Source organism: Brevundimonas sp. UYEF29 (assembly GCF_040546195.1).
GTDB classification, from domain to species: Bacteria; Pseudomonadota; Alphaproteobacteria; order Caulobacterales; family Caulobacteraceae; genus Brevundimonas; species Brevundimonas huaxiensis.
Genome location: NZ_JBEPNH010000001.1, coordinates 466,756 through 486,281 on the forward strand (window position 1 = coordinate 466,756; position 19,526 = coordinate 486,281).

General features: G+C 68.0%; 20 protein-coding genes. 10 read left to right on the top strand and 10 right to left on the bottom strand.

All coding sequences use genetic code 11. The annotated features are described in order from the left end of the window. The first annotated feature begins 1 nt into the window (after position 1). Positions 2 to 364, top strand: coding sequence for a copper homeostasis periplasmic binding protein CopC (copC, locus tag ABIB58_RS02435; RefSeq protein ID WP_288758347.1), 363 nt, complete (start codon positions 2 to 4; stop codon positions 362 to 364). On the opposite strand, the gene ABIB58_RS02440 is transcribed toward copC, so the two are convergent. The 3 genes from ABIB58_RS02440 to ABIB58_RS02450 all read right to left on the bottom strand — a co-directional run bounded on the left by ABIB58_RS02440 (position 351) and on the right by ABIB58_RS02450 (position 3,275). After that, positions 351 to 1,097, bottom strand: a complete 747-nt coding sequence (locus ABIB58_RS02440; protein ID WP_288758345.1) for a PepSY domain-containing protein — start codon at positions 1,095 to 1,097, stop codon at positions 351 to 353. The genes copC and ABIB58_RS02440 overlap by 14 nt on opposite strands. 149 nt (positions 1,098 to 1,246) lie before the next feature. After that, positions 1,247 to 2,971 carry a ubiquinone-dependent pyruvate dehydrogenase gene (gene poxB / locus ABIB58_RS02445; protein WP_288758344.1) on the bottom strand — a complete coding sequence of 575 codons (1,725 nt, stop codon included), beginning with the start codon at positions 2,969 to 2,971 and terminating at the stop codon, positions 1,247 to 1,249. 103 nt (positions 2,972 to 3,074) lie between these two features. After that, positions 3,075 to 3,275, bottom strand: a complete 201-nt coding sequence (locus ABIB58_RS02450) for a heavy-metal-associated domain-containing protein (protein WP_288758343.1) — start codon at positions 3,273 to 3,275, stop codon at positions 3,075 to 3,077. Positions 3,276 to 3,470: 195 nt separating this feature from the next. On the opposite strand from ABIB58_RS02450, the gene ABIB58_RS02455 reads away from it, so the two are divergent. The 4 genes from ABIB58_RS02455 to ABIB58_RS02470 all read left to right on the top strand — a co-directional run bounded on the left by ABIB58_RS02455 (position 3,471) and on the right by ABIB58_RS02470 (position 9,017). Then, a complete protein-coding gene (locus ABIB58_RS02455) occupies positions 3,471 to 5,123 on the top strand; it encodes an acetolactate synthase large subunit (protein WP_288758342.1) in 1,653 nt (550 codons plus the stop codon). Between the two features lie 18 nt (positions 5,124 to 5,141). Then, on the top strand, positions 5,142 to 6,524 hold the full coding sequence (locus tag ABIB58_RS02460; protein WP_288758341.1) for an aldehyde dehydrogenase family protein: 1,383 nt from the start codon (positions 5,142 to 5,144) through the stop codon (positions 6,522 to 6,524). 82 nt (positions 6,525 to 6,606) lie between these two features. Next, on the top strand, positions 6,607 to 7,545 hold the full coding sequence (locus ABIB58_RS02465; protein WP_288758340.1) for a cation diffusion facilitator family transporter: 939 nt from the start codon (positions 6,607 to 6,609) through the stop codon (positions 7,543 to 7,545). A gap of 131 nt (positions 7,546 to 7,676) precedes the next feature. After that, positions 7,677 to 9,017 (top strand): MFS transporter, encoded by a 1,341-nt coding sequence (locus ABIB58_RS02470; RefSeq protein ID WP_288758339.1) that lies wholly within the window; start codon positions 7,677 to 7,679, stop codon positions 9,015 to 9,017. A gap of 54 nt (positions 9,018 to 9,071) precedes the next feature. Here ABIB58_RS02470 and ABIB58_RS02475 read toward each other — a convergent pair whose 3' ends face one another. Beyond that, the gene (locus ABIB58_RS02475) at positions 9,072 to 9,860 is read right to left on the bottom strand and encodes a PaaX family transcriptional regulator (protein WP_288758338.1); all 789 of its coding nucleotides are present in this window, start codon (positions 9,858 to 9,860) and stop codon (positions 9,072 to 9,074) included. Positions 9,861 to 10,050: 190 nt separating this feature from the next. Here ABIB58_RS02475 and ABIB58_RS02480 point away from each other — a divergent pair, with 190 nt between their 5' ends. Then, positions 10,051 to 11,088, top strand: a complete 1,038-nt coding sequence (locus ABIB58_RS02480; RefSeq protein ID WP_288758337.1) for a cation diffusion facilitator family transporter — start codon at positions 10,051 to 10,053, stop codon at positions 11,086 to 11,088. 44 nt (positions 11,089 to 11,132) lie between these two features. Here ABIB58_RS02480 and ABIB58_RS02485 read toward each other — a convergent pair whose 3' ends face one another. Genes ABIB58_RS02485 through ABIB58_RS02495 form a run of 3 tightly spaced genes read right to left on the bottom strand, consistent with a single transcriptional unit; the run spans position 11,133 to position 12,707 of the window. Further along, positions 11,133 to 11,639 carry a DUF305 domain-containing protein gene (locus tag ABIB58_RS02485; RefSeq protein ID WP_444584901.1) on the bottom strand — a complete coding sequence of 169 codons (507 nt, stop codon included), beginning with the start codon at positions 11,637 to 11,639 and terminating at the stop codon, positions 11,133 to 11,135. Positions 11,640 to 11,652: 13 nt separating this feature from the next. Further along, positions 11,653 to 12,411: a MauE/DoxX family redox-associated membrane protein gene (locus ABIB58_RS02490; protein ID WP_322298927.1), complete on the bottom strand. Its 759-nt coding sequence runs from the start codon at positions 12,409 to 12,411 to the stop codon at positions 11,653 to 11,655. A gap of 20 nt (positions 12,412 to 12,431) precedes the next feature. Further along, positions 12,432 to 12,707: a metal-sensitive transcriptional regulator gene (locus tag ABIB58_RS02495; protein WP_322298926.1), complete on the bottom strand. Its 276-nt coding sequence runs from the start codon at positions 12,705 to 12,707 to the stop codon at positions 12,432 to 12,434. An 80-nt stretch (positions 12,708 to 12,787) separates the two neighbouring features. On the opposite strand from ABIB58_RS02495, the gene ABIB58_RS02500 reads away from it, so the two are divergent. Next, the gene (locus tag ABIB58_RS02500) at positions 12,788 to 13,978 is read left to right on the top strand and encodes an MFS transporter (protein WP_354038902.1); all 1,191 of its coding nucleotides are present in this window, start codon (positions 12,788 to 12,790) and stop codon (positions 13,976 to 13,978) included. A 118-nt stretch (positions 13,979 to 14,096) separates the two neighbouring features. Next, positions 14,097 to 14,429 (top strand): ArsR/SmtB family transcription factor, encoded by a 333-nt coding sequence (locus tag ABIB58_RS02505; RefSeq protein ID WP_288758740.1) that lies wholly within the window; start codon positions 14,097 to 14,099, stop codon positions 14,427 to 14,429. Between the two features lie 171 nt (positions 14,430 to 14,600). On the opposite strand, the gene copM is transcribed toward ABIB58_RS02505, so the two are convergent. Both copM and ABIB58_RS02515 read right to left on the bottom strand, forming a co-directional pair. After that, positions 14,601 to 15,005, bottom strand: a complete 405-nt coding sequence (copM, locus tag ABIB58_RS02510; RefSeq protein WP_288758739.1) for a CopM family metallochaperone — start codon at positions 15,003 to 15,005, stop codon at positions 14,601 to 14,603. A gap of 17 nt (positions 15,006 to 15,022) precedes the next feature. Beyond that, positions 15,023 to 15,217 (bottom strand): heavy-metal-associated domain-containing protein, encoded by a 195-nt coding sequence (locus ABIB58_RS02515; protein WP_288758738.1) that lies wholly within the window; start codon positions 15,215 to 15,217, stop codon positions 15,023 to 15,025. Between the two features lie 162 nt (positions 15,218 to 15,379). Between ABIB58_RS02515 and ABIB58_RS02520 the strand changes: the two genes are divergently transcribed. Further along, on the top strand, positions 15,380 to 17,869 hold the full coding sequence (locus tag ABIB58_RS02520; RefSeq protein ID WP_288758736.1) for a heavy metal translocating P-type ATPase: 2,490 nt from the start codon (positions 15,380 to 15,382) through the stop codon (positions 17,867 to 17,869). Between the two features lie 39 nt (positions 17,870 to 17,908). Then, positions 17,909 to 18,358: a Cu(I)-responsive transcriptional regulator gene (gene cueR / locus ABIB58_RS02525; RefSeq protein WP_288758735.1), complete on the top strand. Its 450-nt coding sequence runs from the start codon at positions 17,909 to 17,911 to the stop codon at positions 18,356 to 18,358. Between the two features lie 42 nt (positions 18,359 to 18,400). Here cueR and hppD read toward each other — a convergent pair whose 3' ends face one another. Then, positions 18,401 to 19,471, bottom strand: a complete 1,071-nt coding sequence (hppD, locus tag ABIB58_RS02530) for a 4-hydroxyphenylpyruvate dioxygenase (protein ID WP_288758734.1) — start codon at positions 19,469 to 19,471, stop codon at positions 18,401 to 18,403. Positions 19,472 to 19,526 lie beyond the last annotated feature (55 nt).

The window sequence follows — 19,526 nt, forward strand, 5'->3', positions numbered from 1 at the left end:
CATGTTCAGACCGCCCTTCGCCGTGGCCGCTCTCAGCGCGGCCATCCTCGCGGTCTCGGCCGTCGCCGCCGAGGCCCACGCCCGCCTGGTGCGCTCCGATCCGGCCGCCGACGCCGTGGTCGCCGCGCCGCGCACCATCTCGCTGACCTTCAGCGACCGCGTGGCCCCGGCCTTCTCCGGCTTCGATCTGGTGAACGCGGGCGGGGACAGGATCGCGGTGCGGACCCAGGTGTCTGAGGACGGCAAGACCGTCTCCGGCGCCCCGGCGCGCGCCCTGGCCCCTGGCGCCTATACGATCAACTGGCGCATCGCCGCATCCGACGGCCATCGCATGACCGGATCGGTCGCCTTCACCGTTCGCTGAGCGGAGGCGCGCCAGGCCGCGCCCTTCTCCGGGCGCGCCACTGGGCCAGGTCGCGCGCCAGCCGTATCCACAGCAGGAGGAAGCCGGTGACGACGATGACGAAAGTCAGGGCCGTGGCGCCGATGAGCAGCGGGTGATTGAAGTCCTCGCCGTTCTCCAGGTCCATGATGTGCAGGCGCCAGAAGAAATCATAGAAGCGCCAGACGGCGGAGCGTCGCGTCACCACCTCCCCCGTTTCGGGCGAGACGTAGAAGCGGGTGCCTTCACGGTCCTCGAAATCAACGCGCCAGAGCGGGCTTTGACCTCCTGTCTCGGCCTCGGCGTCCGCCAGCCGGGTCGCTCCGACCGCCGGGGCCTCGCCACGATAGGCCGCCGCCGCCATACGCCGCGCCTCCTCCGCGGACAACGGCGCGAAGGGGCGGCCGGTCCGGGCGTCGAGGACGACGGGCGCGCCTTCCACCGGGACCAGCACCCAGGCCGGGCCGCGCGGCGTCGTCTTGAGCTCGGCGCGCGTCGGCGCGAGGTCCAGCTCGCCGGCGACAGCCTCCAGGTCGCGCACCTGCCCCAGATCGAGCGGCGCGGGTTCGGTCGCGCGCACCCTGTGTTCGCCGCGCACCGTCTCGATCGGTATGGCCGTCATCACCAGACCGCCGCCGACCCAGAACAGAACCTGCAAACCGACCAGCAGGGCGAGCCATTTGTGAATCTGTGTGGAGAGCCGCAGAACCTTCATGGTGTCACGACGGACGTCGGCGGACTGGATAGCGCAATGACGGACCCCCGATGGCCGCGGCGCCTCTCGTCGCGACCGCCTTCACCCTAGCGCGCGGATGGTTGGCGACAAGCCTCGGACCGCCGGCTCGGGCGTCCCGACGCCGGGGACTAGCGCCGCAGATTGGTGCGAGCCAACTCCACCACTTCGTCACCGCGACCGTTGATGATCGCCTTGAGCATATAGAGGCTGAAGCCCTTGGCCTGCTCCAGCTGGATTTTGGGCGGCATGACGAGTTCCTGCTTGGCCGTCACCACATCGACCAGGGCCGGGCCGGGATGGGCGAAGGCCTCCCTCAGCGCTGCATCCACGTCGTCGGACGCCTCGACCCGGACGCCCTTGACCCCCATGGCGCGGGCCATGGCGGCGAAGTCGGGGTTCTGCAGGTCGGTGCCGGTGTCCAGATAGCCGCCCGCCTTCATCTCCATGGCCACGAAGCCCAGAGAACCGTTGTTGTAGACCACCACCTTCACCGGCAGATCGAGCTGCGACAGGGTGATGAAGTCGCCCATCATCATGGTGAAGCCGCCGTCCCCGGACAGTGAGACCACCTGGCGGCCCGGCGCAGCGGCCTGGGCGCCGATCCCCTGCAACATGGCGTTGGCCATGGAGCCGTGATTGAAGGAGCCGAGCAGACGCCGTCGGCCGTTCATGGTCAGGTAGCGGGCCGCCCAGACGGTGGGCGTTCCGACGTCGGCGGTGAAGACGGCGTCCTCGGCCGCGATCTCGTCGATGCGAAGGGTCAGATACTGGGGATGGATCGGCCGCCCCCGGGCGGAGGGCGTGGCCAGGTCGTCCAGGCTCTCGCGCGCCGAGGCGTAGTGCTTCAGGGCCTTATCCAGAAAGTCCCGCTCCGTCCGGGCCGCCAACCGCGGCGTAAGGGCGGCGAGGGTCTCGCCCACGTCGCCGACCAGGCCCATCGTCAGGGGCGCGCGCCGGCCCAGGGCGCCCGCGTCGCGATCGACCTGCAGAATGCGCGCGTCCTTGGGATAGAAGGCGCGATAGGGGAAGTCGGCGCCCAGCATCAGCACCGTGTCGCTGGACATCAGGGCGTGATAGCCGGACGAGAAGCCGATCAGGCCGGTCATGCCCACGTCGAAGGGATTGTCCCATTCTACGTGCTCCTTGCCGCGCAGCGCATGGACGATCGGAGCCTTCAGCCGATCAGCCAGCTCGACCAGGGCGTCATGGTGGTCGGCGCAGCCGCTGCCCGCCAGGATGGTGACCGCGCGGCCCTCGTCCAGCAGGGCGGCCAGCCTCGCCACCTCGTCCTCGGCGGGAACCAGACGCGCCGGCCGGGGCGCGACATAGGGCGCGGCCGCCTCCACCGGCGCGGCGGCCAGCGCCACGTCGCCCGGCAGCACCAGGACGGCCACGCCCTCCTGGCCGATGGCGACATTGAGGGCGCGGTGCAGCATCTGCGGCAGCTGGGCCGGGTTCGAGATCAGTTCGACGAAATCGGCGCATTCACGGAACAGTTCCTGAGGATGCGTCTCCTGGAAATAGTTCAGCCCGATCTCGGAAGAGGGAATATGGGCGGCGATGGCCAGGACCGGCACATGATTGCGCTTGCAGTCGAACAGGCCGTTGATCAGGTGCAGATTGCCGGGGCCGCAGCTGCCGGCGCACACCGCCAGTTTACCGGTGACGGCCGCTTCCGCCCCAGCGGCGAAGGCGGCGGTTTCCTCGTGACGCACCGACATCCAGTCGATCCGCCCCATGCGGCGCAGGCTGTCGTTCAGCCCGTTCAGACTGTCGCCGGTCACGCCCCAGATGCGTTCGACGCCCGCCTCGGCCAGGGTTTCGGCGATCAGATCGGCGACGGTCTTGGGCATGATGAGCTCCTGTGCTGGGGAAATCGAACGGGCGGCGCGCCCGCCCGGTCCGCACCATAGCGCGCGTCGATGCGAGCCGATCCCTGCGTTCGCCGGCGTCGGGTCAGCCGATTGGCGTGGAGGCGTAGCCGGCCTCCACCAGGGCGGTCCGAACCCGCGCCTCGTCCGCGCCGGTCTCGACGGCGATCCGGCGGTCCTCGGCGGAAGCCTCGATCCGGGCTTCGGGATCGAGACTTCGGATGGCCGCCTTTACGATGCTGACGCAGCCGGGGCAGCTCATGGTCGGAAGCGACAGGCGTATCACGGCGATCTCCTTTGGTTTCGGACGTCGCCAAGGCTGGAGTTTCCAACGGGGGCAAGGTCAACAGGGATATTTCACGAGGCCGACTTGACCTTGCCATGGAGGGAAGCCTCAGTCTGATCAGGGCGTCCAACCTACGGACCCCCGCCGTTGTCCCGCCGCGCGGCGTCGCATGATGAAAACGAGAGGACACGCCCGATGCCCAAGGGATCCGACATCCTGGTCGCCGCGCTCGAGAACGAGGGGGTCGAACGCGTGTTCGGGGTGCCGGGCGAGGAAAATCTGGACCTTCTGGAATCCCTGCGGACCTCGCGCATCGAACTGGTCCTGACCCGTCACGAGCAGGCGGCCGCCTTCATGGCCGCCACCTACGGCCGGCTGACCGGCAAGCCGGGTGTCTGTCTGGCAACCCTCGGTCCCGGCGCCCTGAACTTCTCCACCGGCGCCGCCTACGCTCACCTCGGGGCCATGCCGATGATTCTGATTACCGGCCAGAAGCCGATCATGACGGCCAAACAGGCGCGTTTTCAGATCGTGGACGTGATCGCCTCCATGCGGCCCCTGACCAAGATGACCCGGCAGATCCTCAGCGCCGGCAGTATCCCGGCCGTGGTCCGCGACGCCTTCCGCGTGGCGACGGAGGAGAGACCCGGCCCGGTGCATCTGGAGCTTCCCGAAGACGTGGCGGCCGAGACGGCGGACGTCGCCCCGATCGCGATCCACACGCTGGATCGCCCCGTCGCCGCCGACGCCGCCCTGGACCGCGCCGCCGAAATGATCCTGGCGGCGAAGCGGCCCCTCGTCATGGTCGGCGCGGGCGGCAATCGACCCCGGCTGGTCGAGCCCCTGTCCGCCTTCATCCGCGACACCGGCCTGCCCTTCTTCAACACCCAGATGGGCAAGGGGGCCGTGGACGGCGGCTCCAACCTCTACATGGGCACCGCCGCCCTGTCCGAAGGCGACCATGTGCACGAGGCGACCGCCCTGGCCGATCTGATCGTCGCCATCGGTCATGACACGGTGGAGAAGCCGCCCTTCCTCATGCGCGACGCCGGCGGCCCCAAGGTTCTTCATATCGGCGTCCATTCGGCGACAGTGGAGCAGGTCTACCATCCTGACGCCGAACTGATCGGCGATATCGGGGCGGCGGTCTCGGGCCTGGCGCGGCGGCTGTCGGGGCGACTGGCCCCCCAGACCCCGATGCTGGAGCTGCGTCGCTCGATCCTGTCGCGCATCGCCGACCGAGCGGACGAGGACCGGTTCCCGGTGACGCCCCAGCGGCTGGTGCGCGACGTGCGTGCGGTCATGCCCGAAGACGGGATCGTCTGCCTCGACAACGGCATGTACAAGATCTGGTTCGCCCGCAACTACCGCACCCACGTGGCCAACACCCTGCTCCTGGACAACGCCCTGGCGACCATGGGGGCGGGCCTGCCGTCGGCGATGATGGCGGCCATGCTGCATCCCGAGAGGCGCGTCCTGGCGGTCTGCGGCGACGGCGGCTTCATGATGAATTCCCAGGAGATGGAGACCGCCGTGCGGCTGGGTCTGGATCTGGTCGTGCTGGTCCTGAACGACGGGGCCTACGGCATGATCCGCTGGAAGCAGGCGGTCGACGACTTCCCGGACTTCGGCATGACCTTCGGCAATCCGGACTTCGTGCGCTATGCCGAGGCCTATGGCGCCAGGGGGTCGCGCGTGACCTCGGCCGAGAACCTGGGGCCGGTGCTCGAGGCCGCCTTCGCCGGCGGCGGCGTCCATCTGGTGGACTGCGCCATCGACTATTCCGAGAACACCCGGGTGCTGGTCGATGAGTTGAAGACCAAGACCCCCGCCATCGACCTGTCCTGACCCGCCGGAGCCCGTCCGATGCTGCACATCGTGCAACCCTACGACCGGGCGCCCCTCGCCGAGATCGAAACCGACGACGCGGCGGCGCTGGAGCGCAAGCTGGAGGCCGCCCGCGCCGTCTTTCTGGACCGCGACGGGTGGCTGAAGCCGCACGAGCGGATGACCGTGCTGCGACGGCTGGCCGAGTTGATGGAAGGGCGACGCGATCACCTGGCCCTGCAGATCGCGCGCGAGGGCGGCAAGCCTCTGGCCGACGCCCGGATCGAGACGACGCGCGCCATCGACGGCGTCAGAAACGCCGCCGAGGAAATCCGCACCTTCGCCGGGCGCGAGATTCCCATGGGTCTGTCGCCCGCCTCGGACGGTCGCTGGGCCTTCACCACGCGCGAACCGATCGGCGTGGTGGCCGCCGTTTCGGCCTTCAACCATCCGCTCAACCTGATCGTTCATCAGGTCGCCCCCGCCATTGCCGCCGGCTGTCCGGTGATCGTCAAGCCGGCCGAGGTCACGCCCCTGTCCTGCCTCGACCTCGTGGCCCTGGTCCGGGAGGCCGGCCTGCCCGAGGCCTGGTGCCAGACCCTGGTCACGGCGGATACGGCGCTGGCCGAGCGCCTGGCGACCGACCCGCGCATCGCCTTCCTCAGCTTCATCGGCTCGGCGAAGGTGGGATGGTATCTGCATTCCCGCCTGGCGCCCGGCGCGCGCTCGGCGCTCGAACATGGCGGGGCGGCTCCCGCCATCATCGACCGCAGCGCCGACCTGGACGCCCTGGTCGAGCCAGTGGTCAAGGGCGCCTTCTACCATGCGGGTCAGGTGTGCGTGTCGACCCAGCGCCTCTTCGTCCACGAGGCGGTTTTCGATGCGGTGACGGATCGCCTCGTCGCGCGTATCCGGACCCTGCGCACCGGCGATCCGACGCGCGCAGACACCGATGTGGGGCCGCTGATCCGGGTCAGGGAGGCGGACCGGGTGGCCGAGTGGATCGCGGAGGCCGTCGCGGGCGGCGGCCGCCCGGCCGTCGGGGGCGCCCGCCTGTCGCAGACCACGCTTGAACCGACGCTGTTGCTCGACCCGCCCGCGGAGGCGCGCGTATCGCGCGAAGAGGTGTTCGGCCCGGTCCTGTCCCTGTACCGCTATGACGATCTCGACGAGGCGATTGTCCGCGCCAACGCCCTGCCCACGGCCTTTCAGGCCAGCGTGTTCGCCCAGGACATCGGCGTGGCGCTCCGGGCCGCCGACCGGCTGGACGCCTCGGCGGTCATGATCAACGACCCGACCACCTTCCGCACCGACTGGATGCCCTTCGCCGGTCGGCGGACGTCCGGCTACGGGACCGGCGGCATCGGCTACACCCTGCGCGACATGACGCAGGAGAAGATGGTGCTGCTGCGCAAGGGATGAGGCGCCGGTCGTCCGATCGCGGCTTGACGGCCTCTCCGCTTGGTCTTTGATGCATCCGCACCATGGAAAGGTCGAGACGAGCATGACGGCGGCGGCTCATGATCACGACGGCGACAAGGACCACGGGCACGATGGTCACGATCACGCCCAGGCGGTGACGGCCGACAACGAACGGCGCATTCGGTTTGTCCTGATCTTCACCGCCGCCTACGCCGCCATCCAGGCCGTCGGCGGATGGATGTCCGGGTCGCTCGCCCTGATCGCGGATTCCGGCCACATGGTGTCGGACGCCGCGGCCCTGCTTCTGGCGCTGATCGCCTATCGCGTGGCGCGTCGCCCCGCGGACGGGACACGGACCTACGGCTATCATCGCGTGCGGGTGCTGGCCGCCCTGGCCAACGGCGCCTCGCTGCTGTTGCTGGTGGCCTGGATCGCCTGGGAGGCCGTCAACCGCATCAACCAGCCGGTTGAGGTCCTGGCCGGACCCATGCTGATCGTCGCCGTCATCGGTCTGATCGTCAATCTGGTCGGAGCCTGGATCCTGTCGCGTGGCCGCAAGGCGGACGGCAATCTGCGCGGCGCCCTACTGCATGTGATCGGCGACCTGTTGGGTTCGGTCGGCGCCATCGCCGCCGCCATCGGCATCATGCTGACCGGCTGGACCCTGCTCGACCCCCTGCTGTCCGTCCTGGTGGCGTTGCTGGTCGTCCGATCGGCCTGGAGCCTGGTGAAGGAATCGCTGCGGGTGCTGCTGCAGGCCGTGCCGCGCGGTCTGGACGCACGCAGGGCCGAGGCGGATTTGGCGGCCCTCGCCGAGATCGACGAAGCGGGGCATTTCCATGCCTGGACCCTGACGGACGACACCGTGGTGGCGACCATCCACGTCACTCCTGGCCCGGGCGTCGACCCCCTCCTCCTGCCTGGGTTGGTCGCCGACTGGTTGAAGGTCCATCACGCCATCGACCACGTCACGGTCCAGGTCGATCCCCCCGGCGCCCTCAGGCGGCCCGAACTGATCTGAGGGAATCTCACGGCCTGCCGCCGGGCGCCCCATTATTTTTCCCCGCACCTCTTGCGAACCGTCGGCGCGATCCAATCTGTGACGTCTTATACGTGTTTCACGTATCATTTGTCATATCTGGATCGACCGTCATGAACATCGCCTCGCTGCATCCCGGCCCGCCGACCGGCGTTTCGGATCCACCCATCAAGAGAAAATCCGTTGGTCTGGTGATCGCCCTCGCCTTCCTGGCCCTGGTCTTCGACGGCTACGACCTGGTGGTGTACGGCGCCATCGTGGACTCCATTCTGGCCTATGAACGGTGGGGCCTGACCACCGCGGAAACAGGCGCGATGAACAGTCTGGCCCTGCTGGGCATGGCGCTGGGCTCGCTGACCGTCGGCTATCTCACCGATCTCATCGGCCGTCGCCGCGTGATGATCGGCGCCGTGGCCTTCTTCTCCATCCTCATGCTGGCGACAGCCGCGGCGCCCACGCCCGAACTGTTCGGCCTGTTCCGCTTCCTGTCGGGCATCGGCCTGGGCGGCGTGATCCCTACCGCCGTGGCCACCACCGTCGAGTTCTCACGGGCGGGCAAGAAGAATTTCAACAACGCCCTGATGTTCTCCGGCTATTCGTTCGGCGGCATCCTGGCGGCGCTGCTGGCGATCGCCTTCATGAACACGCTCGGCTTCCGCGGCATGCTATCCATCGGCGGCCTGCCTCTGATCACCATCGTGCCGCTGCTGATGCTCTACCTGCCCGAGTCGCCGGCCTATCTGCGGGCCAAGGGACGGGTCCTAGAGGCCGATCGGATCGTCGAAGCCTACGGCCTAGAACCCCAGGTCCCGGCGAAGACGGACGGCCGGGCGGCGACGGGGCTCAAGCCTCGCAATCCCCTGGTGGCGATCTTCTCCGGCCGGTGGGCCCTGATCACCGCCATCTTCCTGCTGGCCGCCATCGCCGGCCAGATCCTGATCTACGGACTGAACACCTGGATGCCGAAACTGCTGACGCTGGCGGGCTACTCCCTGACCTCGTCGCTGAGCTTCCTGCTGACCGTCAACGCCGGCGCGGTAATCGGATCCCTGGTGGCCTCGCCTCTGGCGGACCGGTTCGGCGCCCAGCGCGTCGTCTCGGCGGCCTTCGCCATGGCTGGCGCGGCGCTGTTCGCCATGGCGCTCGGCTTCCTGTCCGGCGACGGACACTCACTGGTGGTGATGTATCCGCTGGTGGCCATCGTCGGCTTCGGCTCGATCGGCGCGCAGATCCTGCTCAACGGATTCATCGCGACCTATTACACCGACGCCATGCGGGGCACTGCGCTGGGGACCATCCTGGCGGTCGGCCGAGCCGGCGCCGCGGTCGCGATCGTCCTGGGCGGCGCCCTCATCGGGGCGGGGTTGTCGAACTTCGTCAACTTCGCCGTCTGGGCCGTTCCGGCCGCCCTGGGGGTGATCATGGTCATGAGCGTTCCCCGGCAGCGTACGTGACGCTCGCGGCGAGCCACCCCTCCCCCTGGGTCGCTCGCCGTGCGTTTCTCCGCCTCAGCCCTCGCGCAGCGCCTTCAGATGGGCGAGCGCGGGGGCGTCGAGCGCGGTCGATAGCCGGTTGAACAGGACGAAGGCCGCCTGGCCCGGCCAGCCCTGAGGCTGGAGCGGCAGCGGCAGGCGGGGATCGTGACGCGGCAGATGGAACCAGTCGCTCATCAGCAAAGCCCTCAGACGGAACGCCTCCCGGCCCGACACCCGGTCGATCCCGGCCAGGCGCGGCTCCCATTCGCGCAGGAAATCGTCGTACTGCGCGACGACGTCCGCCAGATCCCAGGCCCGCGCCGCCAGTTCCCGATCCCGCTCCAGGCTGCCGGTCCGGCTGGTGAGAACGACGACGGACGGATCGTCGTCGCAGCAGAGATCGCAGCGCAGGCTCTCGCGATCGTCGCGCGGACTGATCCAGGTCGTCGGGTTGATCTGGCCGTAGCCGCGGTCGATCAGGCGGCGCTTCAGCTTTTCGCGGCGCGCCCGATCGCTCTCGGGTATCTGGTACAGCACCAGGGTCCAGTCACCGGACCAGTCCGGCGATGGCGGAACGAGGCTGCGGTCTCGTTCGGCCTTCAGCCTTTGTCGCATCTGGTCAGTGGGGGCGTATTCCACCTCCCGACCGATCTTCTCGGTGCTCAGAAGGCCCTCGCGACGCATGCGCGACAGGGTGGCCCGGGCGGCGTCGGGGCGGATGTCGAACAGCCCGAGCAAGGCCGTGAACGGGGCCAGCCGCAACCCGCCTCCCAGGGTGTCGAGCGACTCCAGCACCGCCGTGACGATATCGCGGGAATGCAAGGGCTGAACTCCTGGCGGGAATGGATTGGCCCGGCGAAGGCCGCGACCGTCCGGTCGCCTGCCGGACCCATGCCGCAGACGTGGATTTTGCGCCACGGAGCGGCGACCGGCAAGCACACTCAGGACGCCATTGACAGATAACATATGAACACGTATTCATATGTTATCTGTTTTCAGCGGGCGCTGCCTCATGTCTCATTCCCATCACGACCACGCTCACGACCACGATCATTCCCATGCGCCCACGGTGACGCGGGACAACGAGCGCAAGGTCCTGATCTCCTTCGCCCTGATCTTCACCTTCATGATCGTGGAGGTGATCGGCGGTCTGATCTCCGGCTCGCTGGCCCTGCTGGCCGACGCCGGTCACATGCTGACCGACGCCATCGCCCTGGCCCTGGCCTATCTGGCGTTCCGCTTCGGGCGCCGCATGGCGGATTCCAGGCGCACCTTCGGCTATCTTCGATTCGAGGTGGTGGCCGGCTTCGTCAACGCCGTGACCCTGTTCGCCATCGTCGGCTGGATTCTCTACGAGGCCTGGAGCCGCTTCCAGCAACCGCACGCCGTGCTCGCCGGTCCCATGTTCTGGGTGGCCGTGGCCGGCCTGCTGATCAACATCCTGGTGTTCTGGATCCTGACCCGGGGCGACACCGAGCACGTCAACATCAAGGGTGCGGCCCTGCATGTGATGGGCGACCTGCTCGGCTCCGTCGGGGCCGTCGGCGCGGCCATCGTCATCTATCTGACCGGATGGACCCCGATCGACCCCATCCTGTCGGTGCTGGTCTCCCTGCTGATCCTGCGCAGCGCGTGGAAGCTGCTCGGCAAGTCGCTGCACATCCTGCTGGAGGGCGCCCCCGACAACGCCGCGCCGGAAGTTGTGGCCGCCCATCTGAAGGCCAAGGTGCCGGGCTTGGCCGACGTCGGTCACGTCCACGTCTGGCAGATCACCTCGGGTCGGACCCTGGCGACCCTGCACGTGCGTCCGGCCTCCGACGACCAGGCCCGCGCCGTGGCGGCCGCCGTCGAGCACGAGCTGAGAACCGCATTCCAGATCGAGCATCCCACGGTGGCGATCGACTGGAATGACGGCTCGGGCGTCTGCAGCCTGTCGGCGGCGCCCGCCGGTCACGGCCCCGATCACTCGAGCCACGATCACGCGGGCCATGCTCACGCGGACCATGATCATGAGCCCCACGGCGCGGATCGACACGCCCACGCGCACTGATGGTGGACGACCCGGCGTCGGCAGGCCCGACGCCGGGTCCGGCCTCACCGCAGGCGTTCGGCGATCCGGTTCATTTGATCGATCTCGCGGCGCTGGGCCTCGACGATCTCGCCGCACAGGGCGACCAGTTCCGGATCCGACAAATCCGCCTCCCGGCACATCAGAATGGCGCCGGAATGGTGCGGGATCATCGATTCCACGAACTGGCGATCGTCGATCAGAGCCTGCGCCCGGGTGGCCCAGAAGGACCCCGCGGTCAGCAGCACGAACAGAGCGTAAAGCGCCAGGTTCAGCCGCCGGTTCGGATACATGCCGGGCATGGTGGCCAGCATGAAGATTCCCATCGGCGCCCACATGGTCACCGCCATATAGAACATGTTGAGATTGTTCTTGAAATCGACCAAACCGTCGATCATCGAGAACATCACCACATACATGACGACCAGACCCAGCGCCATGTTGATCCAGAACATGAGATAGGGGCGCCCGTCGCCCCCGCCATGGCTTCCCTTTCGGGCGCCGTGGCCTTCGGCATGATCGACGTTCGACATGATCGGCTCTCCCCTAGTGGCCCATGACCATCGGCTTGACGAGCATCCAGATCGCCATGCCGACCATCATCAGGTTCTCCGATAGCGAAACGAAGCCCAGGGGCACCTTGCTGTCCCCGCCGACGCAGGCGCACTTCAACTCGCGCTTGTCGATATAGACCGCCTTGAACACCGAGGCGGCGCCCACGCCGCCGATGAACAGGGCCACCGGGATCGAAACCCACATCAGGGCTCCGGCCAGCATCAGCACCCCGGCCAAGCCCTCGGCGTAGGGATAGATCGTCCCGTAGGGCACCCAGCGCTTGGCGAGCAGGTCGTAATTCAGGAACATGGTGGCGAAGGCGTCCACGTCCTTGAGCTTCTGCAGGGCCAGAAGACACATGGCGATGGCGATGAACCATTCCACAACCCGCACCGAGATCAGTTCGCCATAGGCGGCCCAGCCGGCCGCCACGGCCATCAGCGCGGCCATGGCGAACAGAGCGATCACCGGGACGTAGGTGACCTCGTCCTTGTCGCGCACCCGCAGGCCGAAGAAGCGCCGCAGATCGTCGAAGCCGCCGACACGCTTGCCGTCGATGAAGGTCTGGGGGGTGGTCTGGACCCCGTGCTCAACCTTGAAGGCGTCGGTCTGTTCGCGCGAGGCGAGGTGATGATCCTCCACCGCATAGCCCCTGCTCTTGAGCAGGTGCAGCGCCTTGAGCCCATAGGGGCAGGTGTGGCCGGGCATGACCATGCGGTAGATTTCGGCGCGCTTGGATTGGGACGCCATGACGGGTTTCCTTCCGGTGTCTAGAGTTTAGCCTTGGCGAACAGCTCCGCCAGTTCGGTGAATTTCTCGCGCTGCTGGGCCGCGTCGCCCGAGGCGATCGCCTCCTCCACGCAGGAGGCGGCATGGGATTTCAGGATCTGGGTTTCCACCTTGGCCAGGGCCGCGCGTGCGGCGTGGACCTGGTGGAGGATGTCGATGCAGTACCGGCCGTCGTCGACCATCTGACTGACCCCGCGCACCTGGCCCGAGACCCGGTTGAGGGCGGCGCGGATGGATTTGACGTCTTTCGCTTGCATGTTGCCTACCATACCCCGGATAGGTATCGTGCCAACTGGATTTTCGTTCCCGCTGGTCCCCCCCCCCCCCCGAGAACCCCATGACTGATCAGCCGATCGCCCGTCGCAACATCGCCGTGCTGACGGGGGCCCAGGCGCTGGGCGGCGCCAGCCCTCCGATCGTCATGTCGCTGGGCGGCCTGGTCGGCCAGCAGCTGGCGGCCGATCCCGCCTGGGTCACCTTCCCCGTCAGCCTGTTCGGCCTGGGTCTGGCTCTCGGGACCCTGCCCGCCGCCTTCATCATGCGTCGCCACGGCCGCCGCAACGGCTATCTGACGGGCGCCCTGATCGGCATCGCCTCGGGCCTGATCGCCGCCTTCGGCATCTTCGCAGCCTCCTTCGTCATCTTCTGCCTGGGCGCCTTCACCGCCGGTCTCTACGGGGCCTATGTCCAGAGCTACCGGTTCGCCGCCGCCGACGGAGCTGAAGGCGACCTGAAGGCGAAAGCCATCTCCTGGGTCATGGTCGGAGGGCTGATCGCCGCCGTGGTGGGGCCCCAGCTCGTGATCTGGACGCGCGACGCGGTGCCCGGCACGCCCTACGTGGGCAGCTTTCTCAGCCAGGCGGCTCTGGCCCTGCTGGTCATCCCCGTCCTGCTGATGTTGCGGTCGCCGCCCGACGTCGCCCGTGCCGGCGCGAGCGGGGGGCGGCCCCTGAGAAAGATCCTGCGCGCGCCCCGATACATGCTGGCTGTGGCCACCGGGGTGGTCTCCTACGGACTGATGGCCTTCGTCATGACCGCCGCCCCGGTGGCCATGGTCAACACCGGCCATTCGGTCGACAGCGCCGCCCTGGGCATCCAGTGGCATCTGCTGGCCATGTTCGCGCCGAGCTTCTTCACCGGCCGGCTGATGGCGCAGTTCGGAAAGGAACGGGTCGCAGCGGTCGGCATGGTCCTGATCGCCGTCTCGGCGGTGGTCGCCCTCTCGGGCATCGCGGTGGCGAATTTCTGGCTGTCGCTGATGATCATGGGGGTGGGCTGGAACTTCAGCTTCATCGGCGCCACCGCCATGGTGACCGACTGCCATACGCCCGAGGAGCGGGGCAAGGCTCAGGGCGCCAACGATTTCTTCGTCTTCGGCGCCACCGCCATCGTCTCCTTCCTGGCCGGGGCGGTGCTGAACACCGCCGGCTGGCAGGCCATAAACTGGCTGCTGTTCCCTCCGATCGCCCTGATCCTGGCGCCCTTGTTATGGCAGGCGGCGCGCGGAAACCCGCAGGCGGCCGTCTGAACCAGGGCTCCGCGAGGAGGCGGTGACCGCGGCGATCGTTGCGCGGTTTCGCGGCGCGACGAAATACCGTTACACATGAACACATCATCACGTGTTCATTCGGCCGCCGGAGCAGACCTTGTCGGACCAGAGCCCGGACGCCGTCCTGCCGCCCCTGACCTCAGGCGAACTTTCCAGCCTGGCGGAGACCTTCCGGCTGCTGGGCGATCCTACGCGGCTGCGCATCCTGATGTTCTGCCTCGGCGAACCGAAGCCGGTCGGCGCCATCGCCGAAGCTCTGGAGCTGTCGCAAACCCTGGTCAGTCACCATCTGCGGCTGCTGCGTGCGGCGCGCCTGGTGCGAGGCGAGCGTGCGTCGCGCCAGATCTTCTACGAGGTCGCCGACCACCATGTCAGCCACGTGCTGCTCGACATGCTGAACCACATCAACGAGGACGCCGCGTCCTCCTGACGGCGAAGGCCGAACACGCACGATAAGGTCTTGAAACGGCTCAGGCGCGCCGGGCGGGCCGGCGCGCCTGATGGCGACGCTTTCGAAGCAAGTTCTACTGCGCCGCCTCGCCGCGCTCCGGAGGGAGGGAGGAGAGCGCGGCGTGACCATTGGCTGACCGTGGATCAGCCCCTAGAGACCGCGGGCCTGGAGCCAGGCGCGCATCTGGGTGATCTCGGCCTCCTGGGCGGCGATCACGTCCTGGGCCAGTTTCCGGACCTCCGGATCCTCGCCGTGCTCCAGCACGACGCGGGCCATGTCGATGGCTCCCTGGTGGTGCGGGATCATCCCCTTCATGAAATCGACGTCGGCGTCGCCGCTGAAGTCTATCGTCATGCCGGCGTGCATCCGGTCATTGGCCTCCTGGTACGCCCGCACGGCCGGATCGGCCGACGGCGCGGAGGGGGCGTGATTGGCATGGGCGTTCTGGGTCATGGGTTCTACCGAACCTCCTTTGACGAGTTGCGATTGCGCATAGGCGAGACCGCCGGCCGCCAGGGCGGCGCCGGCGATGAAGACCAGGGTCAGTCTCTTCACGGGCGCCTCCAGTCCGCTCAGATCGGACGGGCGACGTAGCCGTCGTCCGCCAGGGCCTTCTGGATGGCGGCCGCGTCGGCGCCGGTGGTCACCGAAATGGTGCGTGACACCGTGTCGGCCTCAAGCGTCGCTTGCGGATCGACCGAGGCGACGGCCTGAGTGACGTGCCGGACGCAGGATCCGCAGGTCATGTTTTCGACGTGGAACTTCATGGGAAAACTCCTTTCGTTTCCTCTGATGGAGCGGATATGCGCCTTCCCATCGTTGGAAGGTCAAGCGACGCCTCCCGGTTTTTTCTGGGCCTTGACCTTCCCATGGTGGGAAGCCCCACATTCCGCGCCGAACGTCCAGAACGACCGTGGGAGGAACCCGCCATGAACGCCCCCTTCAAACCGATGCCCCCTGTGGGCCCCGCCCTGAGCCTGCCCATCGAAGGCATGACCTGCGCCTCGTGCGTGGGGCGCGTCGAGCGCGCCATCGGCAAGGTCGAGGGCGTGGCTGCCGTCAGCGTCAATCTGGCGACAGAGCGCGCCGACATCCGCGCCGCGGGACCGATCCGCACGGAGGATCTGGTCAGGGCGGTCCAGTCGGCCGGTTACACGGTTCCCACGGCCAGCACCGAACTGGTCGTGGAGGGCATGACATGCGCCTCCTGCGTCGGACGGGTGGAAAAGGCCCTCAAAGCCACGCCGGGCGTCACGGACGCCAGCGTCAACCTGGCCACCGAACGGGCCACCATCCAGGGAACGGCGGAGCTGTCGGCCCTGATCGCCGCCGTGGCCGGCGCCGGCTATACGGCGCGCGCCGTGGCCGGAGGCGAGGACGCGAACGAAGAGGCGGCCGAACGCAAGGACGCCGAACGCGCCGAGTTGAAGCGGGACCTGATCCTGGCCGCCGCCCTGACCCTGCCGGTCTTCCTTCTGGAGATGGGGTCGCACCTCATTCCCGGCGTCCACGCCCTGATCGCCCAGACCATCGGCCTACAGACCAGCTGGTATCTGCAGTTCGCCCTGACCACCCTGGTGCTGGCCGTGCCGGGCGTGCGCTTCTACGAAAAAGGCCTGCCCGCCCTGCGACGTCTGGCGCCGGACATGAACTCCTTGGTGGCCGTCGGCACCCTGGCGGCCTACGCCTATTCCCTGGTGGCGACTTTCGCCCCGGCGCTGCTGCCGGCGGGGACGGTCAATGTCTATTTCGAAGCAGCGGCCGTCATCGTCACCCTTGTCCTGCTGGGCCGCTTCCTTGAGGCCCAGGCCAAGGGCCGCACCTCCGAGGCCATCAAGCGGCTGGTCGGACTTCAGGCCAAGACCGCCCGGGTGCGCCGCGACGGCCTGATGAGCGAGATCCCCATCACCGAGGTGAGGACCGGCGACCTGGTCGAGGTCCGTCCCGGCGAGCGCGTTCCGGTCGACGGCGAAGTCGTCGAGGGCGAAAGCTATGTCGATGAATCGATGATCACCGGCGAGCCGGTCCCTGTGGCCAAGGCGTCGGGCGCGGCTCTGGTGGGCGGCACCGTCAATCAGAAGGGCGCCCTGGTGTTCCGCGCCACGGCGGTCGGCGACGGCACCATGCTGTCCCAGATCATCCGCATGGTCGAGCAGGCCCAAGGCTCCAAGCTGCCGATCCAGGCGCTGGTCGACAAGGTGACCATGTGGTTCGTGCCGGCGGTCATGGCGGTGGCGGCCCTGACCTTCCTGGTCTGGCTGGTGTTCGGTCCGTCGCCTGCGCTCACCTTCGCCCTGGTCAATGCGGTGGCTGTGCTGATCATCGCCTGCCCGTGCGCCATGGGTCTGGCGACGCCGACCTCGATCATGGTCGGCACCGGGCGCGGCGCCGAACTGGGCGTGCTGTTCCGCAAGGGCGAGGCGCTGCAACTGCTCAAGGACGCCAAGGTCGTGGCTGTCGACAAGACCGGCACCCTGACGGAAGGTCGTCCCGCCCTGACGGACCTGCAGATCGAGCCCGGCATGGAGCGCGCCCGCGTTCTGGCTCTGGTGGCTGCGGTCGAGGCCAAGTCGGAACACCCCATCGCCCGCGCCATCGTCGAGGCCGCCGAGGCCGACGGTCTGACACTGCCGCTGGTTTCCGCCTTTGAGTCCGTGACGGGACGTGGCGTGACCGCGACGGTGGACGGCGAGGCCGTGCAGATCGGTTCGGATCGCTACATGGGCGAACTGGGACTGGACGTGGGCGTCTTCGCCGATACGGCGGGCCGCATGGGCGATGAGGGCAAGAGCCCGCTCTACGCCGCCATCGGCGGACGTCTGGCGGCGATCATCGCGGTGGCCGATCCGATCAAGGCCAGCACTCCGGCGGCCATCGCCGCCCTGCACGGACTGGGCCTGAAGGTGGCGATGATCACCGGCGACAACCGCCGCACCGCCGCCGCCATCGCCCGCCAGCTGGGCATCGACGAAGTGGTGGCCGAGGTGCTGCCCGACGGGAAGGTCGAGGCGGTGCGCCGCCTCAAGACCGAGCACGGCCGCGTGGCCTTCGTCGGCGACGGCATCAACGACGCGCCCGCCCTGGCCGAGGCGGACGTCGGCCTGGCCGTGGGCACCGGCACCGACATCGCCATCGAGGCGGCCGATGTGGTGCTGATGTCCGGCAGCCTGAAGGGCGTGGCCACGGCCATCGCCCTGTCGCGCGCCACCCTGGGCAATATCCGCCAGAACCTGTTCTGGGCCTTCGCCTACAACACCGCCCTCATTCCCGTGGCGGCCGGCGCCCTGTATCCTGTCTGGGGCGTGCTGCTCTCGCCGGTGTTCGCGGCGGGCGCCATGGCCATGTCCAGCGTCTTCGTGCTCGGCAACGCCCTGCGGCTGCGCGGCTTCAAGCCGCCGCTCGCCGCGGGCGAGTCCTGAGCGGAGACGCAACGGGTTCTGCTGGAGCGGGAGAGTGAAATGAATATCGGACAGGCCGCCAGGGCCTCGGGCGTCTCGGCCAAGATGATCCGCTACTACGAGCAGACCGGGCTGATCCCCAAGGCGGATCGCAAGGAGTCAGGCTATCGCGACTATTCGGACGCCGACGTGCACCGCTTCCGCTTCATCCGGCGCGCCCGCGACCTGGGTTTCTCGGTGGCGGAGATTCAGGACCTGCTCAGTCTGTGGAACGACCGCTCGCGCCAGAGCGCGGACGTCAAGCGGATCGCCAGCACCCATATCGAGGAACTGAACGCCCGCATCGCCAGCCTCAAGCAGATGTCGGACACCTTGCAGACCCTGATCGCCTGCTGCGCGGGCGACGACCGGCCGGACTGTCCGATCCTGGCCGATCTGGAGGAGCCGGGCTCGCCCGCGCCGGCCGCCAGGGCGGCGGGCGGCGTCGGCCATCTGAGATCGCGGGCCTGAGCCGACGAAGGCGGCGGGGCGCACCCCGCCGCCGCGATCCGATCAGGCGTCGACCTTGATCACTCCGCGCCGGATCTGATCCAGCTCGATGGATTCGAACAGGGCCTGGAAGTTGCCGTTGCCGAAGCCCTCGTTGCCCTTGCGCTGGATGATCTCGAAGAAGATCGGTCCGAACAGGTTCTCGGTGAAGATTTGCAGCAGGATGCCTTCCTCGCCGACGTTTCCGTCGATCAGGATGCGGTTCTTCTTCAGCCGTTCCAGATCCTCGCCATGGCCGGGCACGCGCTTGTCGACCAGCTCGTAATAGGTCTCGATGGTGTCCTGCAGCTTGACGCCGCGCGCCCGCAACGCCTCGACGGTCTCGTAGATATTGTCCGTGGTCATGGCCAGGTGCTGGATGCCCTCGCCATTGTACTCCCGGATGAACTCCTCGATCTGGGACTGGTCGTCCTCGCTCTCGTTCAGCGGGATGCGTATCGCCTTGTCGGGAGCGATCATGGCCTGTGAGATCAGGCTGGTGGCCTGGCCCTTGATGTTGAAATACTTCTGCTCCTCGAAACCAAAGATCTGGTTGTAGAAGCCGGACCAGGTCCGCATCTGGCCCCGGCGGACGTTGTGGGTCAGGTGATCCAGGATATCCAGGCCGACGCTGTTTTCGGCTTCGGCCTCGCGCCAGCCCTCGATTTCGACCCAGTCGTCATAGAGCGATCCCGCCGCGCCGTGGCGGTCCACCAGATAGAGATAGGAGCCGCCGATCCCTTCCAGCACCTTTGCGTCCGGGCCGAGAGCGCCGGCCGAAGCGTCCGCCGGACGTGCGCCGCGCGACAGGGCCAGGTCGTAGGCCTGGGCCGCATCCGCCACGCGGAACGCCATGCCGCTGGCCGAGGGGCCGTGCAGGGCTCTGAAATCGGCCGCCTGGCCGGTCGTTTCGCCGTTGACCAGCAGATTGGTGCGGCCCTGCTTGTATCGCACCACCGCCTTGGTGGGATGGCGGTGGGTGGCGACGAAGCCCAGGCGCTCGATCAGGGCCTTCATGGCGGCGGGATCCGGGCTGGTGAATTCGACGAATTCGAATCCGTCCAGACCGATGGGATTGTCGGGAGTGAGGCTCATGATGGGCTCCGGGGTCGGCAGACGCACGTCTCCGCGCGAAAGGGAGGATGCGGGT

Bases quoted from the DNA above. Each gene is read 5' to 3' on its own strand.
- copC (WP_288758347.1), top strand. From the start codon at position 2: ATGTTCAGACCGCCCTTCGCCGTGGCCGCTCTCAGCGCGGCCATCCTC.
- ABIB58_RS02440 (WP_288758345.1), bottom strand. From the start codon at position 1,097: ATGAAGGTTCTGCGGCTCTCCACACAGATTCACAAATGGCTCGCCCTG.
- poxB (WP_288758344.1), bottom strand. From the start codon at position 2,971: ATGCCCAAGACCGTCGCCGATCTGATCGCCGAAACCCTGGCCGAGGCG.
- ABIB58_RS02455 (WP_288758342.1), top strand. From the start codon at position 3,471: ATGCCCAAGGGATCCGACATCCTGGTCGCCGCGCTCGAGAACGAGGGG.
- ABIB58_RS02460 (WP_288758341.1), top strand. From the start codon at position 5,142: ATGCTGCACATCGTGCAACCCTACGACCGGGCGCCCCTCGCCGAGATC.
- ABIB58_RS02465 (WP_288758340.1), top strand. From the start codon at position 6,607: ATGACGGCGGCGGCTCATGATCACGACGGCGACAAGGACCACGGGCAC.
- ABIB58_RS02470 (WP_288758339.1), top strand. From the start codon at position 7,677: ATGAACATCGCCTCGCTGCATCCCGGCCCGCCGACCGGCGTTTCGGAT.
- ABIB58_RS02480 (WP_288758337.1), top strand. From the start codon at position 10,051: ATGTCTCATTCCCATCACGACCACGCTCACGACCACGATCATTCCCAT.
- ABIB58_RS02485 (WP_444584901.1), bottom strand. From the start codon at position 11,639: ATGTCGAACGTCGATCATGCCGAAGGCCACGGCGCCCGAAAGGGAAGC.
- ABIB58_RS02490 (WP_322298927.1), bottom strand. From the start codon at position 12,411: ATGGCGTCCCAATCCAAGCGCGCCGAAATCTACCGCATGGTCATGCCC.
- ABIB58_RS02495 (WP_322298926.1), bottom strand. From the start codon at position 12,707: ATGCAAGCGAAAGACGTCAAATCCATCCGCGCCGCCCTCAACCGGGTC.
- ABIB58_RS02500 (WP_354038902.1), top strand. From the start codon at position 12,788: ATGACTGATCAGCCGATCGCCCGTCGCAACATCGCCGTGCTGACGGGG.
- ABIB58_RS02515 (WP_288758738.1), bottom strand. From the start codon at position 15,217: ATGAAGTTCCACGTCGAAAACATGACCTGCGGATCCTGCGTCCGGCAC.
- ABIB58_RS02520 (WP_288758736.1), top strand. From the start codon at position 15,380: ATGAACGCCCCCTTCAAACCGATGCCCCCTGTGGGCCCCGCCCTGAGC.
- cueR (WP_288758735.1), top strand. From the start codon at position 17,909: ATGAATATCGGACAGGCCGCCAGGGCCTCGGGCGTCTCGGCCAAGATG.
- hppD (WP_288758734.1), bottom strand. From the start codon at position 19,471: ATGAGCCTCACTCCCGACAATCCCATCGGTCTGGACGGATTCGAATTC.